The sequence below is a fragment of the Thermomicrobiales bacterium genome, from assembly GCA_023954495.1.
Lineage (GTDB): Bacteria > Chloroflexota > Chloroflexia > Thermomicrobiales > CFX8 > JAMLIA01.
Genome location: JAMLIA010000007.1, coordinates 13,339 through 29,178, shown reverse-complemented (window position 1 = coordinate 29,178; position 15,840 = coordinate 13,339). Strand labels below are relative to the sequence as shown.

16 protein-coding genes are annotated in these 15,840 nt (G+C 64.4%); 5 read left to right on the top strand and 11 right to left on the bottom strand.

What is annotated here, in order from left to right; all coding sequences use genetic code 11:
* The first annotated feature begins 17 nt into the window (after positions 1-17).
* Entirely contained in the window at positions 18-1,211 is a 1,194-nt protein-coding gene (locus M9890_02500; protein ID MCO5175829.1) for a glycosyltransferase family 2 protein, read from the top strand.
* Here M9890_02500 and M9890_02495 read toward each other — a convergent pair.
* Together M9890_02495 and M9890_02490 are read right to left on the bottom strand one after the other, a co-directional pair.
* A complete protein-coding gene (locus tag M9890_02495) occupies positions 1,174-1,524 on the bottom strand; it encodes a hypothetical protein (protein MCO5175828.1) in 351 nt (116 codons plus the stop codon). The genes M9890_02500 and M9890_02495 overlap by 38 nt on opposite strands.
* The gene (locus M9890_02490; protein MCO5175827.1) at positions 1,517-2,179 is read right to left on the bottom strand and encodes an RraA family protein; all 663 of its coding nucleotides are present in this window, start codon (positions 2,177-2,179) and stop codon (positions 1,517-1,519) included. Before M9890_02490 ends, M9890_02495 begins: the two co-directional genes overlap by 8 nt.
* An 88-nt stretch (positions 2,180-2,267) precedes the next feature.
* Between M9890_02490 and M9890_02485 the strand changes: the two genes are divergently transcribed.
* Positions 2,268-2,756, top strand: coding sequence for a flavin reductase family protein (locus M9890_02485; protein ID MCO5175826.1), 489 nt, complete (start codon positions 2,268-2,270; stop codon positions 2,754-2,756).
* On the opposite strand, the gene M9890_02480 is transcribed toward M9890_02485, so the two are convergent.
* The 6 genes from M9890_02480 to M9890_02455 form a co-directional block, all read right to left on the bottom strand.
* Positions 2,753-3,259: a GNAT family N-acetyltransferase gene (locus tag M9890_02480; protein MCO5175825.1), complete on the bottom strand. Its 507-nt coding sequence runs from the start codon at positions 3,257-3,259 to the stop codon at positions 2,753-2,755. The genes M9890_02485 and M9890_02480 overlap by 4 nt on opposite strands.
* A complete protein-coding gene (locus M9890_02475) occupies positions 3,259-3,780 on the bottom strand; it encodes a hypothetical protein (protein ID MCO5175824.1) in 522 nt (173 codons plus the stop codon). Before M9890_02475 ends, M9890_02480 begins: the two co-directional genes overlap by 1 nt.
* Positions 3,781-4,055: 275 nt before the next feature.
* Entirely contained in the window at positions 4,056-5,774 is a 1,719-nt protein-coding gene (locus tag M9890_02470; protein MCO5175823.1) for a proline--tRNA ligase, read from the bottom strand.
* A gap of 354 nt (positions 5,775-6,128) precedes the next feature.
* Positions 6,129-7,469, bottom strand: a complete 1,341-nt coding sequence (aspS, locus tag M9890_02465) for an aspartate--tRNA(Asn) ligase (protein MCO5175822.1) — start codon at positions 7,467-7,469, stop codon at positions 6,129-6,131.
* 386 nt (positions 7,470-7,855) lie between these two features.
* Positions 7,856-9,178, bottom strand: a complete 1,323-nt coding sequence (locus tag M9890_02460; GenBank protein ID MCO5175821.1) for a hypothetical protein — start codon at positions 9,176-9,178, stop codon at positions 7,856-7,858.
* 86 nt (positions 9,179-9,264) lie between these two features.
* Positions 9,265-10,011 (bottom strand): VOC family protein, encoded by a 747-nt coding sequence (locus M9890_02455; GenBank protein ID MCO5175820.1) that lies wholly within the window; start codon positions 10,009-10,011, stop codon positions 9,265-9,267.
* Positions 10,012-10,152: 141 nt separating this feature from the next.
* Here M9890_02455 and M9890_02450 point away from each other — a divergent pair, with 141 nt between their 5' ends.
* Complete coding sequence (locus M9890_02450) at positions 10,153-10,911, top strand: hypothetical protein (protein ID MCO5175819.1); 759 nt, start codon at positions 10,153-10,155, stop codon at positions 10,909-10,911.
* Positions 10,912-11,060: 149 nt separating this feature from the next.
* Positions 11,061-12,239, top strand: a complete 1,179-nt coding sequence (locus M9890_02445; protein MCO5175818.1) for an IS110 family transposase — start codon at positions 11,061-11,063, stop codon at positions 12,237-12,239.
* Between the two features lie 429 nt (positions 12,240-12,668).
* On the opposite strand, the gene M9890_02440 is transcribed toward M9890_02445, so the two are convergent.
* Together M9890_02440 and M9890_02435 are read right to left on the bottom strand one after the other, a co-directional pair.
* Positions 12,669-14,114 (bottom strand): NAD(P)/FAD-dependent oxidoreductase, encoded by a 1,446-nt coding sequence (locus tag M9890_02440; protein ID MCO5175817.1) that lies wholly within the window; start codon positions 14,112-14,114, stop codon positions 12,669-12,671.
* Positions 14,111-14,428, bottom strand: a complete 318-nt coding sequence (locus M9890_02435; protein MCO5175816.1) for a (2Fe-2S)-binding protein — start codon at positions 14,426-14,428, stop codon at positions 14,111-14,113. The genes M9890_02440 and M9890_02435 overlap by 4 nt, the downstream gene beginning before the upstream one ends.
* 116 nt (positions 14,429-14,544) lie before the next feature.
* Between M9890_02435 and M9890_02430 the strand changes: the two genes are divergently transcribed.
* The gene (locus M9890_02430) at positions 14,545-14,964 is read left to right on the top strand and encodes a carboxymuconolactone decarboxylase family protein (GenBank protein MCO5175815.1); all 420 of its coding nucleotides are present in this window, start codon (positions 14,545-14,547) and stop codon (positions 14,962-14,964) included.
* A 78-nt stretch (positions 14,965-15,042) separates the two neighbouring features.
* Here M9890_02430 and M9890_02425 read toward each other — a convergent pair whose 3' ends face one another.
* Positions 15,043-15,834, bottom strand: coding sequence for a creatininase family protein (locus tag M9890_02425; protein MCO5175814.1), 792 nt, complete (start codon positions 15,832-15,834; stop codon positions 15,043-15,045).
* Between the last annotated feature and the right edge of the window lie 6 nt (positions 15,835-15,840).

The window sequence follows — 15,840 nt, the reverse complement described above, 5'->3', positions numbered from 1 at the left end:
CCGGATGGAGGAACGCTATGCGCGGAGCCTGGACGGCGATCATCGTCAACTATAACGGGGCGACCTATCTGGATGCCTGCATCTCAGCGCTGGAGGGGACCGATGCCCGGCCCACCGAGATCGTCGTCGTCGACAACGCGTCGACCGACGATTCGTTGCTGGAATTGCATGCCCATCCCCGCGTGAACGTCCTGTCTCAGCCAGTGAACCGTGGCTTCGCCGGTGGCGCGAATGCCGGGCTGCAGATCGTCGAGACGCCGTATGCAGTGATCCTGAATCCAGACGTCGAAGTTGCGCCAACATTCGGCAATGCGCTACTGCGGGCATTCGCGGAGGACGCGCGGCTCGGTGCTGCCGGTGCCCTGCTGACCTATCCCGGCACCTCTACCGTTCAGCACGCCGGGGGCATCGTCGATCGTCCGCTGCTGACAACCCGCCATCGACACTATCAGGACGATCTCTCAGCGATCGACAATGAGACTGTCGCAGTCGACTTCGTGACCGGCGGCGCGATGGCACTGCGGATGGAGGCTGTTTGCCAGATTGGCGGCTTCGACGAGCAGTTCTCGCCGGTCTACTACGAGGACGTTGACCTCTGTTACGAGTTGCGGCGCGTCGGCTGGGGCGTGCGGTTCGTGCCGTCGATTCGGGCCGAACATTACGAGGGTGCGACGCTGGCGCGGTCTGATGATTACTATCGGTACTTGCATCGCAGCCGGATCTTGTTTGCGCTGAAACACCTCTCGGCACGAGAGTGGCAGTGCTCGTTTCTCCCGGCTGAAGTCGAGCGAATCCGGCAGGACATCGGCTCAGAGGGGAGCAACGACTGGCGCGCGTTTTCCGGTGCCGATGCGGTTTCTGTGCTTCTGGGGCTCGATGATGAGCGCACGGGAATGCCGCCGTCATCGCTGGCCGCAGTGAGTCCGGCAGCGGGGCAGGAGTCGCTGGAGGAGATGCGCGGGCTATGGGAAGTGCAGCGCCGAAAGCCGGGCGAGAGCCGCTTCCGTCGTTTGCTCACTCCGTGGAATCGTCAAATCGATCGTGCGCTGGAGCAGCAGCGCGCGTTCAACGGCGCACTGGTCCGCGCGTTCGAACAGCAGAGCGAGATCAACCGGGCGCAGACGGCGAATCTGCTGCTGGTTGCGCTGGAATTGATTGCACGGCTGCGAGCGGCTAGCCCTCAGGATTCCGATTCGCCATCGCTCCAATGATTGGCAAGCGCGGATCGCGACCGTCATAGACAGCCCAGCCGATGAGCGCGCCGGGTGCGAACGGCGCGAGCAACAGCAACGGCAGCAGGCAGAACAGCGCCACGCTCTGACGCAGGAGCCAGATCGAGGCAATGACCATCACCACGAGCAGGATCAGCAGCACCGGAGCAAAGAAGAGCGCCTGGATCGTGTGACGGCGGAGAAACGGGCGATCCTTGGCCGCGCCGGTCAGTATCAGCAGCGGGACGAGCGGCGTGAACACGTAGCCGAGTGCCGCAGCGACGCGCTCCTGCTGCTGTGGTTTGTCATCCAACCTGGTAGCGATCGTACACCTCGCTGAATCTGCCGCCATCGAGCAGCTCTTTGCGCATATCCGTTTCCGTCAGGGCCAACGCCTCGACTTCATCCAGCACCTCGGCAGCGATTTCGGCTGGAACGATCACGACGCCGTCCGCATCGCCGACGACGAAATCGCCGGGGCGAACGAGGACGCCGCCACACATCACCGGGTGGTCGTAGCCGCTAATCCGCCAGCGCCGGATCGAGCTGGCCGGGGAGCGATGGCGGGCGAAGGTCGGGAAACCCATCTCCAGCAGTTGCTGAACGTCCCGCGTGCCGCCGTCGATGACGACGCCGGTGCAGCCACGACCGCGCGCGGCCGTGCTCATCAGCTCGCCCCAGTGCGCGGCGCTGTCATCGCCGCTGGCATCGACCACCGCAACGCAATCGGGCGTCAGCGCATCAAGGAACGCCTTGCGCATGTCCCAGTCATCCGCTTCGAGCGCGGTCGCTGGTGCGCCCTTGCAAGTGTAGGCGGGCCCGGCGACGCGCGACTCGTAGGTGAGTCCCTGAATCGATCCGTGGACGATCTGATTGCGCAGGCCGCGACGGTCGAGCACGTCGGCAACAGCGCCGGAATATACTCGGCGGTAGCGTTCGCAAAGGTCGCGGCGGGTCTGGTCGTCCATGATGGCCCTTTCGTCGGCGTGACCGAACATCTGGCGCAGTCTACGTGGCGAGCCGCATCCGGGGCAACCATTCGATATCGGAGCGAGTATGGACAGTCTTGAGTACCGTGCCATTGTCGGGCACTTCCCGACCGGCGTTGTGGTCGTCACGAGCGCCGATGTTGAGTCGGGCGCGATGCACGGAGTGACGATCAACGCGTTTACGTCGCTGTCGCTCGACCCATTGCTGGCGCTGGTCTGTATTTCGCGGGACACGCAAAGCCACGACTTCCTGACTACGCGACCGACGTTCGCGATCAACATCCTGGCGCGGCGGCAGATTGCTCTGGCCGAGCGCTTCGCGGGACGTGCGCCGCTCGTGTCGGCAGAGTTCGCCGGTGTACCGCACACGATCGGGGCGCTCGGTGCGCCGAAGCTGGATGGCTGCGTAGCGTGGCTTGAGTGTAGTCGGATCGCGACACATCCGGGCGGCGATCACACGATCCTGATCGGCGAAGTAGTAGAGGCACAGCTTGGCGACGACGATGACCCGCTCGTCTTTTTCACTGGTGATTACACGTCGCTAACCTGGGGCTAGTCGGAGCCAGTCGCTATGCCGCGCAGGCGCGCCATGCTGAGCGCATCGGTGAACTCGCCAAGCCGAAACGCATAGGCGCGGTGTGTGCCTTCGATCTCGAATCCGAATGAGCGATACAGGCGGATCGCCCGCTCGTTGTCGGCATAGACTTCCAGCTCGATGCGGCGCAGGTTGTACCAGTTGTCGGCCAGATCTACGGCTGCAGCCAGTAGTTGGCGGCCGATGCCCTGACCGTGCAGGTCAAGCCGCACTGCCATACCAATTGAGCCGACATGGGCGCGGCGGCGCGTGTACAGCTCCAGCCCGAGCGCGCCGACCGGCTCGCCGTCGAGGTCGGCGACCAGCGTCCGTTGCGTCAGACTCTGAACGAGGCGCTGGGCGCGTTCGGCATCGGTCGTGAACGGGATCTGCAGGATCTGTGCGGCGACCAGCGGGTCGTTGTGGAGCGCATTCAGGGCCGGGATGTCGGTGGGGCGAAACTCGCGGATGACGACAGCGGCCATCATTCCTCCTGATTGCAGGCGTAGCGCGCAACCACGACGCAGCCGACTGCCAGCACGAAGAAGAACCCTGCGATACCAGTCTGGCGCAATGCACCGAGCAGGCGTCCGCCGCTGAAGCTGATAACGGCAAACAGGAACTGCAGGACCGCGGTGGCCAGCAGGAACAGGCCGATGACGATGAACGGGAGTCCAGCAACAACGCCGAACACATCCGGCTTCAGCGAGCCGCCGAGCGCGCGCGTCGTCTTCACCCACAGCACTGAGTAGCGATACCAGATGAACGCCCCGCAGCAGGTGAGAACGGCGATCAGCGCGATCATGATGACGGTGAACGGTATGTGAATAACGAGGTTGACGAGGCGGTTGAACAGCGACGCGATGGCGAGCAGCACGAGCGTGACAAAGATGCCGACGCCGTTGGCGACCGCCAGCCGCAAGCCATCAGTCGTCGCGCCACCGCGCGGCTTGAGCAGGCCCCAGACCTGATCGGGGAAGGACGCTGGGCCGCCGGAAAAGCTCAATCTGACATCCTTGCAGTCGGGTCAACATGTTGATCTGACACGTCATTTTACCCACAGGCACGTTGCTATACTCAGGTCGAATGATACTCGGAGGCAGGGCGGCTACCCGGCCTCCCACGTTGAATGTGAGGTCATGATGGAAGGCAAGAGCAACATCGCCGTGATCTTTGTCGCCCTGGCGATCCTCGGCGCGATCCTGGCGCTGCTGTATCGCTCAGCATCCAGCGACGAGCTGCCGGATGACGAGTGGTTCGATTTCGAGCACGCCTGATGCGCTAGCGCGGCTGCAGTGCGGCGAACATCGTCGCCAGATGCGCACGCACCTGCGCCACAATTGATTCGACTGCGACAACCTTCGCGTCTGCCGGAGGTTGATCGCGTAGCTTCAGCTCGACGCCGCCCGACTTGAGCGACCTGTTGCTGACCGTCAGTCGGATCGGAATGCCGATCAGGTCGGCGTCGGTGAACTTCACCCCAGCCGACTCGTCCCGATCATCGAACAGGACCTCGATCCCCTCCGCCTGCAGCATGCGGTAGGTCGTGTCGGCCACCTCATGCGCTTCGTCATTCGCGCCAATAAGGACGAGGTGCGCCTCGAACGGCGCAACCGTCGCCGGCCAGCGCAGGCCGCGATCGTCGTGATGTCGCTCGGCCAGGGCGGCCAGCATGCGTGAAACCCCGAATCCGTACGAACCCATGACCATGATCTGCTCTTCGTCGTTCTCATCAAGGTAGGCAGCCTTCAGCGGTGCCGAGTATGTGGTGCCAAGCTTGAAGATGTTGCCGACCTCGATGCCGCGCTGCTCAAGGAGGGCAGCGCCGCATTCGGGGCACGGATCGCCGGCCTCGACCATCAGGATGTCGGCGAGGTGCGCCGGCTCGTAGTCGCGCCCGAGGTTGACGTTGATCAGGTGATAGCCCTCGCGGTTCGCCCCGGCGACGAGGTTTGGCGCGCGGGCCGTCTCGTCGGCAACGACGATCGTGTCGGTCAGTCCGACCGGTGACGCGTAGCCCGGAACCGCGCCACTGGCGCGAATGAGCTCTTCGCTCGCCGGCGATACCTGCGGCACACCCAGGAGTTCGGCGAGCTTGATCTCGTTGACTGATCGGTCGCCCCGGATCACGACGAAGATGAGCTTGCCGTCGGATTCGTAAAAGACCGCCTTGGCAGTACGGTCGCGCTCGACACCCAGGTAGGTTGCGACCGCCTCAATGGTCGTGGCGTTGGGCGTCTCAACTTCTTCCATCGGCAGCGGCGCGTCATCAGGAGCAGGGAGCGTCGTTCGGGCGACCTCGCGGTTGGCCGCGTAGCCGCAGGACGGGCAGGTCAGCAGGACGTCCTCTCCGGCGTCGGCGATTAGCATGTACTCGTGCGAACCTTCGCCGCCCATGATGCCGGAGTCTGATTCGACGACGACGACATCGATGCCGCAGCGCGCGAACGCGCGCAGGTACGCACCGTGGCAGGCATCGTAGAAGCGTTGGAGATCGGCACGGTCGGTGTGGAATGAGTAGGCGTCCTTCATCAGGAACTCGCGTCCGCGCAGCAGGCCGGCGCGCGGTCGAGGCTCGTCGCGATACTTGGTCTGGATCTGGAAGAACTGCACCGGCAGCTGGCGGTACGAGCGCACTTCCCGGCGGACGAGGTCGGTCGCGACCTCCTCATGCGTCATCGCCAGGACCATCGGGCGCTCGGCGCGATCAACGAAACGGACAAGCTCGTCGCCGATGTCGTACCAGCGTCCCGTCTCCTGCCAGAGGTCGGCGGGATGCACGACCGGCATGGATAGCTCGTGGCAATCGATGCGCTCCATCTCCTCGCGGATGATGCGTTCGATTTTCGTTATCGAGCGCCACGCCAGCGGCAGGTAGGAATGAATCCCAGCGCCGAGCTGGCGCACAAAGCCGGCGCGGATCAGCAGCGCCGCGCTGGCCGTATCCGTACCGGCCGGGGCATCTCGCCTGGTCTTCCCGAACATTCCGCTGTAGCGCATGACCTCTCCTCTGCTCGGCGGTACTGTAGCATCGAAGCGTGTGCAGGTCGTTGCTCGTGTTGGTACGTCGTGCATTGCGATTCGACAGCCACCTCCGCCTTCTGTCATTTCACGCCCGGTGGGTACCCGCGCAGCCGAAAGACCCCCCGGAGTTGGACTGCGTTGGGCGGGTAGGAGATCTCTCACTGCGGTTCGAGATGACAGGACAAGCGGGTGGTTGCCAGGCCAGCGGCGCGACATTGCCAGCAATCAAGACCAGTTCGGCTCGGCAGCAGACTCCGCCTTCTGTCATTTCGAGCGTGCACGCGAGATATCTCCCACTAATCCAAGCCAGTCCAACCTGGCGGGGCTCGCTTACGGCGTCAGTCGGTTGATGTCACGCGGGAAGGCAGTCACTTCGCGGACGTTTGATGCGCCGACGAGTTGGGCGACGAAGCGCTCCAGACCGATCGCACAGCCGCCTTCCGGTGGCATCCCGAAGCGGAAGGCATCGAGGTAGCCAACAAACGGCGCGGGATCGATATTGCGCTGTTGCATCGTCGCGACTAGCCGCTCATAACGATGCTCTCGCTGCCCGCCGGTGATCAGCTCCAGTCCACGGAAGAGCAGGTCGAACGAATTCGATGCCGCCGGTGAGTCCGGGTTCGGCATCGTGTAGAACGGGCGCTTCGCAGTCGGATAGCCCTCGACGAAGATCCATTCGCTGTTGTGCTCGCGACGTGCCCACTCGCCGAGCCAGCGCTCATGCTGCGGCGCGAGGTCCGGCTCACCGCGCGTGTCCTCGCCGAACTCGCGCAGGATGATCTCCTGCGCCTCGCTGAATCCGACGACGGGGATGTCGCCAACCGCCGGGAGCTCGACGCCGATTGTCTGTAGCGCAGCACCCGCCTGCTCCTGGATCGTCGCCAGAATCTCGCGCAGCAGCTCAGTGATGAGCGCCATGACATCGCGATGATCCTGAATGAAGCCCATCTCCAGGTCGAGCGAGATGTACTCGTTCAGGTGGCGCGTCGTCGCGTGCGGCTCGGCGCGAAAGACCGGGCCGACCTCGAAGACGCGCTCGTGCACGCCGACCATGATCTGCTTGTAGAGCTGTGGCGACTGCGCCAGGAACGCGTCGCGTCCGAAGTAAGCGACTGGAAAGACGTTCGCGCCACCCTCCGTCGCAGACCCGACGATCTTTGGCGTGAAGATCTCGACGAACCCGCGCTTCCGCAGCGCCGACCGATAGCCATCGACCAGCGCAGCGGTGATCTCCAATGCAGCCCGCTTCGACTCGTGACGTAGCGCGAGCGGCGCGCGATCCAGCCAGATGTCGAGCGACGGCTTCAGCGTGCGGCGGTTGATCTCGAACGGCAGCGGCTCGGTGACCGGAGCCAGCACGTCAATGTCGATGGCGTGGAGCTCAGCGCCGCCCCGCGCTCGTGGCTCGGCGACGACCGTGCCGTGGATCGCGACGACGCTTTCTACCTGCAAACCGGCCAGCGTTTCGCGCAGCTCCTCGGACTCGACGACGACCTGCGCGTTGCCGCTGCGGTCGCGGACGACGAGGAAGGACAGCGAGCCGAGGTCGCGGCGGGTCGTTAGCCAGCCGCTGATCGTGACCTGCTGGTCGATCATCGTTGCCAGATCGGCTGCCAGGGTTCGCGAGCGATGCGTCCCTGCGGTGGACGCGGGCGAGAGGGACTGAGGCATGTGGCACCTCCAAACGCTGGGCGACCGCCGCACGAAAGCGAATCCTTATTCGTCGCGCGTGTCGGTCACACCAAACACACGCGCCCCCGTCGAAAGGACGGGGGCGCGACCGTGGTGCCACCTTTCTTCGTGCCCGACTCACGCCGGACACCTTTTCGAGCGCTGCATCGCAGCAGTGCTCGGGCCAGGTAACGGTGGCTTCACCGGGTGCGACTGAAGGCATTGCCTGCTCGCCGCACCAGCTCGGGAGTGTCTTCGCCGATTCCCTGGACCGCCGCCTCGCACCGTCCGCGGCTCGCTGTGGCAGGGACCTCGACTACTCTTCTCCGTCAGCGCCGATGTCTCTGAATTGTTCCGGACACTGTATGGCGCGAGAGCGTCTCATGTCAAGACTCGTCCTCGTCCTCGTCGTCCTCCTCCGTCGGCATCGGCGGTGGTGGCAGGCCGGGGCCGCGCACGATCTGAAAATCGGTGACGGTCGGGCCGCTCTTGCGCTTTGGCTTTTTGCCGCCGGGCTGGACGCGATGCACGCCGAGCCAGCGGCGATGGGCGCGATTGATCCCGCGCTCGGAGAGAGCCTTCACCAGTTGATCGTCGGCGATGGCCCGGTAGGTCGAGTCGCGCAGCACGTCAATGCCGGTCATCGCCAGGCATTCGCCCAGCAGCAGCGCCTGATCGTGCGCCTCGCTGGTGTTCGTGAGCGCCCCGAACGCCTCACTGCCCAGCTCGGCCAGCTCCTCGGTGACCCGCAGCGCGACGTTGACGGACGGCGTGATGTAGGACACGTTGCCCCAGGTGTCAGGAGCGGCCGGCGGCGTCTTGTGAATGCGATCCATTGGTAGACCGAACGTATCTCCGTAGGTCTTGACCCGGCGCGAGAGCACGCGGTTGACGATCATGTCGTCGATCGTCTGGCCGAGGTCGATCTCGACCGTTGTGCCGTGTGTTGCGGCTACCTTCTCGGCTCGATCCTGCAGGGCAACCGCCGTCTCAATCAGTGCCGAGCGTGACGGCCCCTGCACTTCCAGGCGGACCGTCGATTCGTCGGACACTACGACGGCGATCGAGCGATGATCGACAAGGTCGTCCTGCAGCACCGGGATCTGGGCGATGAGATCGGCGACGGCCGCAGACGCGGTCTCCCCGGCAAATGTCAGGGTGGCGATAAGCGAGCCGAGGCGGTCGCCAGTCTGAGCGATGGTGTAGGCGTAGCCGTCACCGGCAGCGGCGGTGTGTACGCCGAGCGCCGAGTCGAAGGGCTCGATGATACCGGCAGCGGTCGCAGCGGCTTTCCAGCCGGTCGGGCCGATGATGAAGGTGACGATGCCGAACTCGTGGCGCTGCTCCAATGCGGCGGCGAGGCCGATCGCCGCCGCCAGCGTTGCGGCGAGGGCGGCGTTGCTGCCGCGATTCGCCCAATCCGCCGGGTCGGCCGGCAAGTCAGCCAGGTAGGCCATGTGGCCGTGGCGAAGCCCCTTGCGCTCGGCCTCTGAATCGCGGTGTTCGCGTACGGCGCGCAGCGTACTGGCGATGCCCGCGATGTCGCGGTCGATGGTGAAACCGGTATCGCTCAGCACCTGATCGATGAGCGCAAGGGCGTCGTCAGGACTGCTTCCGGTGTGGAGCGTTGCGGATAGGTCGATGATTCTGGCGCGTGCGTCGTGAATCGCATCATGCGTCGCGCGGCGCGCAGCGTCTCGTTTGAGCATGAGTAAGGCCCTCCTCGGGCGTCATACATTGACTTTGGCAGATGCCGTCATTGTACGTTACGCCCGAGAAGAGGTACTGGACGTGCCTACTTTGTCACCAACTTCAGGTTCGCATTGCTGGCCGTGGCTGGATCAATCGTTCCGGCCTCGTCCGCGATGAACTGCAGCTCAACTGGACCGGTGCCACTCGCGGCGGTCGCGGCAACGAGCTCAACCGTGTGCGGGCCGACCTCGAAGGTCGCGCCAGCATCCGTCTTCGACTTGGGTGCATCGACGCCGAGCAGGGCCTGGAAGTCGCGGATGGCGGCGTCCAGATCATCAGCTGCGACGACGAGCCTGGCGATGCCACGGACGCCGTTGGTGTGCGTGTTGCCGTCGGCCGGGACGCGCAGACCGCGATCGGTGATGTCCTCGATCACGAACGGCAGGGCGCTGCTGTCCTCGCTACCAGCCATCGCGCTCTGCCAGCGGAGCTGCTCGCCGTCCGGTCGGGCTCGTTGGCCCGGATGCGGGCCGTCGTAGTGCAGGCCGCGCGCGGTTGTGTCCTTCACGACACTCGTAACATCAGGCGTGCCGACGGCGAAGTCGATCAGCCCGCCGCCGTTGCCAACGTGCTTGAACCAGCGATGTCCCTCACCCTTGGCCGCGTCCGGTGCTTCGTAGAACGCGATCAGCTCCAGGTAGCTGCCGTCCTGGAAGGTCACGAGGGCGTTGTGGGTGAAGCGCGCGTGCTTGCCACCCGGGATAACGGTGAAGCCGAGATCCGTGTATTGCTGCATGGCAGTATCAAGATCCTCGGCCAGAATGATGACATGGTCGATAGCGGTCGGCATCGTTCTTCCTCCCGTTGTCTTGCGAATGCGCCGGTCGATCATCCGGCGTCTCCCACGGCATTGTAGCCGCAGCCGGGACCGCATCATCCTGGTGGCTCGCCTTGTACAATCGCGACAGTCCCAGTTGGAGGGAGTGACATGATGGTTCGGTTCAATGGCCTCGTGTGGCGATTGGCGATGTTCGTCGCGATCACAGCACTTATTGTCGCTGCTGCAGCATGCTCCGGGCCGGATACCCGCGACGATGCCGATCCGACCAGCACGCCGACAGAGACTCCGACCGCGACACCACTGCCACCAACTGCAACAGCGACAGCGACGCCCAGTCCGTCAGCAACACCTGAGCCATCACCAACGGTCACCCCGACTGTGGCCGCGTCGCCAACAGGGAACGCGTCGCCGACGGCAGTCAGCGATCTGGAACCGTTGCTCCCAGCGCTTGCGAATCTGCCCGATGGTGGTGCGGGATACATCATCGCCGAACAGGGAACGCGCACGGCGCAGGATCTGGCCAATGCCTATAGCGATCCGGCGGCGCACCTGCAGCGGCTGAACACCTGGGGATTCAAGCGCCACGTCTTCCGTGCCTTTGCGCGCGACGATGAATCTGGCGGTCTGCCATCTACGATCCTGACGACGATTAACGAGTACGGGAGTCCGGAGCAGGCCGGCGAGGCGATCAACTGGCTGAAGATCCTGGCCACCACGCAGGGCGCAGCCGAAGCCGATGCGCCGCAACTCGGAGACGAGGCGGTGGCGGTGACCCAGCCGACCGCCGAAGGCACGGCGACCGCGTCGATTTACATCCGGCAGGGTCCGGTTGTGTTTGTCTACTTCGGCCAGGGCGGCGAACCGCTGCCGGTGCTCACTGCGATTGCGGAATCGGTGCTGAAACCATAGCGACATCCTTTCCCGAACGCCAGAAATATGATCGTGAGACACCCCTGAAATGTAGTTACCATGGAAGCAGCCGTCTCCGCGACGCGATACCGTAGATTACGCGGAACCGGATCGATCGCGCGCAGTGCTACCAACGAAGGGAGACGGCCATGGGACAGGATAACATCAGTCAGTATGTCGGTTGTGACGTGCACAAGGAGACGATCACACTCGCCGTCGCCACGCCTGGCCGGGAACCAGCGCAGGTCGTGGCCACCATTCCGAACCGCCCCGAGGCAGTCCGCAAGATCATGGCTCAGCTGGGGGATCCCACGACGCTAGAGGTTGCCTACGAAGCTGGAGCCTGTGGCTACACGCTCCAGCGACAACTGACAAGAATGGGGATCACCTGCGTCGTGATTGCGCCCTCGCTGGTCCCGAAACGGCCTGGTGACCGCGTCAAGACCGACCGACGCGATGCCTGCCAGTTGGCTGCGTTGCTCCGGGGTGGCTATCTGACGACGGTCTGGGTGCCGGATGAAGCCGACGAGGCGCTGCGTGACCTGGTTCGTGCCCGCCACGCCGCCCGTCAGGACGTGACCCGCATGCGCCATCGTATCAGTGGGATGCTGCTGCGCCTCGACGTGCGACCCGCTGAGGGAGTCAATGCCTGGACCGGTAAGCATCGGAGCTGGTTACACGGACTGGTCCTGCCCCATAGTGCCCAACAGACGGTCTTGCGTGAGCACCTGGGAGCGCTGGCCGAGACCGAAGCCCGGCTCGAGCGGCTGGAGCTGGCCATCGCGACGGCGATCCAGGCCAGCCGCCACGCTGAACTGGCTGCCGCCTATCAGGCGTTACGGGGGATTGAGCTGGTCACGGCTGCCACCCTGGTGGTCGAGTTGGGCGATCCGAGTCGCTTCGACCATCCGCGCGAGTTGATGCGCTACGTCGGGTTGACGCCGACCGAGGCCTCAAGCGGAGATCGGCGGCGGCAGGGCGGGATCAGCAAAGCCGGCAATACCCGTGCGCGGCATGTCCTGGTCGAGGCCGCCCATCATGCACCGCGTGTCCCGGCGGTCAGCAAAGCATTGGCCACCCGCCAACGGAACGTTGATCCGGCGATCATCGCCATCAGTGCCAAGGCGCAACGTCGCCTGCATCGCCGCTACTGGCGGCTGGTTGAGCGTGGCAAGCCCAAACCGCTGGCGGTGACGGCCGTCGCCCGCGAACTGGTCGGCGTGCTCTGGGCAATTGGGCAGGTGGTTGCAGAGCAACGACAGGCACAGTTCCTGGCGACGACGGCAGGATCGTCATCAGCGCGAGTGACATCGCTCGCGGCAGATTGAGACTGAGCGGGTGTGGCACCGGACGCAGTCGACAGTGGGGACCGGGCACGCTCATGGTGGAGCACCCTCGACGCCCCATGGCGCCAGGCCGGTGTGCTGGACGCGCGTTTGTAGTTGGAGAGCGCTCCCGACGGAGTCAGTGTCAGGTGGTACCCAACCCACGGATAGCAGGCTGACAGACCGTCGACCGATGCGCCGGGCCCCACTGCCGACCGCGCCCGCTGCCACACCCCCTCACGCACAGCTGGGGAACCCAACGAGAGGAACGACGATGCTGTAACAGGTTGACAGCTGCTTCCATAGCAGGGGCGTATCGCATACGCCCGTTTGGCCCACAGCACGCCAAATCGGCACCCAGCACCGCTATTGACACGCTTCTACGCAGCCATTGGTCTAGCCAGGCGTATGCGATACGCCCCCTTGCATATCCTATTCGTCCCCTGCCGTCAGTACATCCCCAATATGCTCCTCAGCCAAATCTGCCAGCGCGCCCAACGGGATCGGGCGTAGTGGTGGGCGGGCGGTGATCAGGCCGACTTCCTCGGCTGTCGCGCCGACCTTGCGCTCGACGTAGGCGCGGACGATCGGGGAGCAGATGCGGCTCTGGCACATGCCCATGCCGCAGCGCGTGCGGCGCTTGATGTCGTTGATCGACACCGTGCCCTCGGCCAGCGCGGCATCAATCGCGCCAGCAGTCACCTCTTCGCAGCGGCAGATGACAGTGTCGGGCATGACGAGGTCGGGCAGTGCTGGACCCGGTGAGTAGATCGTGTTGAGCACCCGCGCGATATCGCGGCGCTGCGCGATCTCTCGCTGCAACGGACCCGCCTGCGCAGTGTACGCGCGCTCGCCGAGCAGACCAAGGTCGCGCGCTGCGGACAGGCCCGCCATCGCGCCGGTCGATTCGGCCAGGTCCGCGCCACCGATGCCGGCGATCTGGCCGGCGACATAGATCGACGGGTTGCTGGTGCGCATGCCATCGTCGTGCGTGACATGCCAGCCGCCCCGATCGGGATCCTGGGCAATGTCGCACTCAACCATCCGGGCGATCTCAGTGAGCGCCTCGAAGCCGAAGTGCAGGCAGAGGGCGTCGACTGCGACGGTGCGCTCCGTATCTGGTAGCACCTGCCACTCCGGGTCGACCTGCGCGAACGTCACCTCTTCGACCCGACCGTCGCCACGCGCCGCAACAACGATGTGCCCGTTGTGCATCGGAATGTCGTGCCGGTCGAGGATGCGTCGGTAGTCCCACGCTTCCTTGACGCGCCGCATCTGGCCCCAGAAGTGGTGCAGATGACGGAGTGGCGCGGTCGCCTGACTACCCTCGACGACGCCAACGACCTGTCCGCCCGCCTCGGCGATCTCAGCCGCCACGGCCAACAGGAGCGGCCCGGTTCCGGCGACGAGGAAACGTCGACCGGGAAGAATGCCCTCGCGACCAAGCAGCGTCTGGACGCCGCCGGCCATGACGACGCCGGGCAGCGTCCAGCCGGGAAACGCGGCGGCGCGCTCCATTGCGCCACCAGCCAGGATGACCGCGTCCGGCTTGAGGATATCGGCCTCTTCGCCACGCAGAATCGCCACCTGATGCGGCGCGAACATGCCCCAGACGAGCGTGCCGGTCAGCGCCGTGAAACGCTCTCCATGCAGCGCCGACAGGCGATCCTGACTCTTCTCAATCCGCTCGTCGAGGTCGCGTCCACGCGACAGGTCGCGCGCAGCGAGGCGCTGCTTGTAATACTGTCCGCCAACTTCCGGCATCTCATCGATCAGCGTGACGCGTGCGCCTTGCGAGAGCAGCATCGTCGCAGCGGCGATACCGGCTGGACCGGCACCAACGACGACGACCTCCGGAGCGTTCGATTTGTCGGTCATGAACGATCTCCTTCGCTCGCCCACTCGTGCTGACGATTGCGCTCGACGACGAGCCCGGCGGCGGCCGGAGTGACACAGGCGCGGCAGCTGGGCACGCCGTCGACCGTCACCAGGCAGTCGAAGCACAGGCCGATGCCACACAGCATGCCGCGTGGCTGTCCGCCGGGAGTCTCACGCAGCGTGCGGATTCCGCTCGCTGAGAGCGCTCCGAGGATCGACTCGCCGGGGTACGCGGTGATCTCTTCGCCATCCCAGGAGAACGTAAATGCATCGCCACGCTCGACGGGTTGCTCGCGAAGCTCCTCAATGCGCATGTATCTCCCTTTCTCCTCGGCGGCATTATCGACCATGCAGTACAGTCTCACCATCCTGAGCAGATGCAATCGACCCGTGATCAGAGCACACAGTGAATATGAAGGGGAGACGTGTCATGGCAACGCTGCGATTTATCGACGAATCCGAGGCCGACGGCCGAGTCAAAGAGGCGTTCGATGACATCAAAGCCGGGTTTGGCAAGGGGCAGGTGCCGACCGCCTACAACGTGCTTGGCCACAACCCGACGATCCTGGAGGCCGCTGTCGAGCATCGCCACCGGGTGATGGAAGAGGGCGCGCTCGACCCGACACTGAAAGAGTTCCTCGCCTGGGCGACCGTCACGTTGCTCAACAATCGCTTCGGCATCCAGATCCACACGGCCCGTCTCAAGCGCATGGGCTTCAGCGATGCCGATGTCGTTGAGGCGCTCGGTGTCCTGCAGTACTTCGCTGGTATCTCCGTCGTCATCAACGGTCTCGACCTCGGCGACGATGTGAACGAGAACGTGAAGAAGTATCTGGCAGGTGAGGAATAACGGCACGGCACGACGATGTAAGACGAACGCGTGCATGGAGGGGCGTATGCGAGCGCCCCTCCATGCACCTGAACCTGCCTACTCCACCGGGCTGTTCGCAAGCAACTCGTCCACAAACGCGGTGAAGTTGTCGAGGGCATTGTCGACGAGGGCTTTGCCATATTCCGGCGTGGCGATGCGGGCGTCGCCGAGTGCGCCGTTGCGCGTCATCTCATCGAATCGGTAGGGGACGCTGACGTTATAGCGCTTCAACGTCTGGTTGAACTCGTACATCAGGTCGGTCATGTCGCCCTGCGCGATGGTGTCGTACTTGACGTGCTGCGGGATGAGCTCCATGGCTCGGGCCGTTTCGGCTTCGCAAGCGTGGCCGGTGTACTTCGTCGCCCCGAAGCGCTCGTGGATCGAGCGGTCCATGAAGTGGAAGTAGCTCGAGGCTCCGATGAAGAGCGGGTCGATCTCCTCCTTGATCCGGACGGTCGCAACACCCATTGCCGGGACGTTGCCGCCGTGACCGTTGACCAGCAGGAAGCGCTCGAACCCGTGGTGATGCAGTGATCCGACGACTTCGGTCAGGATCTGGACGAATGTCTCATTCGACAGCGTGATCGTGCCGGGGAAGTTCATGTGATGGAACGAGACGCCCCACGGCACCGGCGGAGCCACCAGCACCCGCGGATAGAGTCGCTCACTGGCGCGGCGGCAGAACTCGAACGAGGCAGCGATGTCCATACAGAGCGCCAGATTCGGCCCGTGCTGCTCGTTTGAGCCGACCGGCTGCAGCACCAGCTCAACCTGATCGCGAATCGCGTCCACTTCCGGCCATGAGAGATTGGCCAACACCAGATCCCGCATTTCATCTGACTGTGCCATGGGTTC

Bases quoted from the DNA above. Each gene is read 5' to 3' on its own strand.
- M9890_02500 (MCO5175829.1), top strand. From the start codon at position 18: ATGCGCGGAGCCTGGACGGCGATCATCGTCAACTATAACGGGGCGACC.
- M9890_02490 (MCO5175827.1), bottom strand. From the start codon at position 2,179: ATGGACGACCAGACCCGCCGCGACCTTTGCGAACGCTACCGCCGAGTA.
- M9890_02485 (MCO5175826.1), top strand. From the start codon at position 2,268: ATGGACAGTCTTGAGTACCGTGCCATTGTCGGGCACTTCCCGACCGGC.
- M9890_02480 (MCO5175825.1), bottom strand. From the start codon at position 3,259: ATGGCCGCTGTCGTCATCCGCGAGTTTCGCCCCACCGACATCCCGGCC.
- M9890_02470 (MCO5175823.1), bottom strand. From the start codon at position 5,774: ATGCGCTACAGCGGAATGTTCGGGAAGACCAGGCGAGATGCCCCGGCC.
- aspS (MCO5175822.1), bottom strand. From the start codon at position 7,469: ATGCCTCAGTCCCTCTCGCCCGCGTCCACCGCAGGGACGCATCGCTCG.
- M9890_02460 (MCO5175821.1), bottom strand. From the start codon at position 9,178: ATGCTCAAACGAGACGCTGCGCGCCGCGCGACGCATGATGCGATTCAC.
- M9890_02455 (MCO5175820.1), bottom strand. From the start codon at position 10,011: ATGCCGACCGCTATCGACCATGTCATCATTCTGGCCGAGGATCTTGAT.
- M9890_02450 (MCO5175819.1), top strand. From the start codon at position 10,153: ATGGTTCGGTTCAATGGCCTCGTGTGGCGATTGGCGATGTTCGTCGCG.
- M9890_02445 (MCO5175818.1), top strand. From the start codon at position 11,061: ATGGGACAGGATAACATCAGTCAGTATGTCGGTTGTGACGTGCACAAG.
- M9890_02440 (MCO5175817.1), bottom strand. From the start codon at position 14,114: ATGACCGACAAATCGAACGCTCCGGAGGTCGTCGTCGTTGGTGCCGGT.
- M9890_02435 (MCO5175816.1), bottom strand. From the start codon at position 14,428: ATGCGCATTGAGGAGCTTCGCGAGCAACCCGTCGAGCGTGGCGATGCA.
- M9890_02430 (MCO5175815.1), top strand. From the start codon at position 14,545: ATGGCAACGCTGCGATTTATCGACGAATCCGAGGCCGACGGCCGAGTC.
- M9890_02425 (MCO5175814.1), bottom strand. From the start codon at position 15,834: ATGGCACAGTCAGATGAAATGCGGGATCTGGTGTTGGCCAATCTCTCA.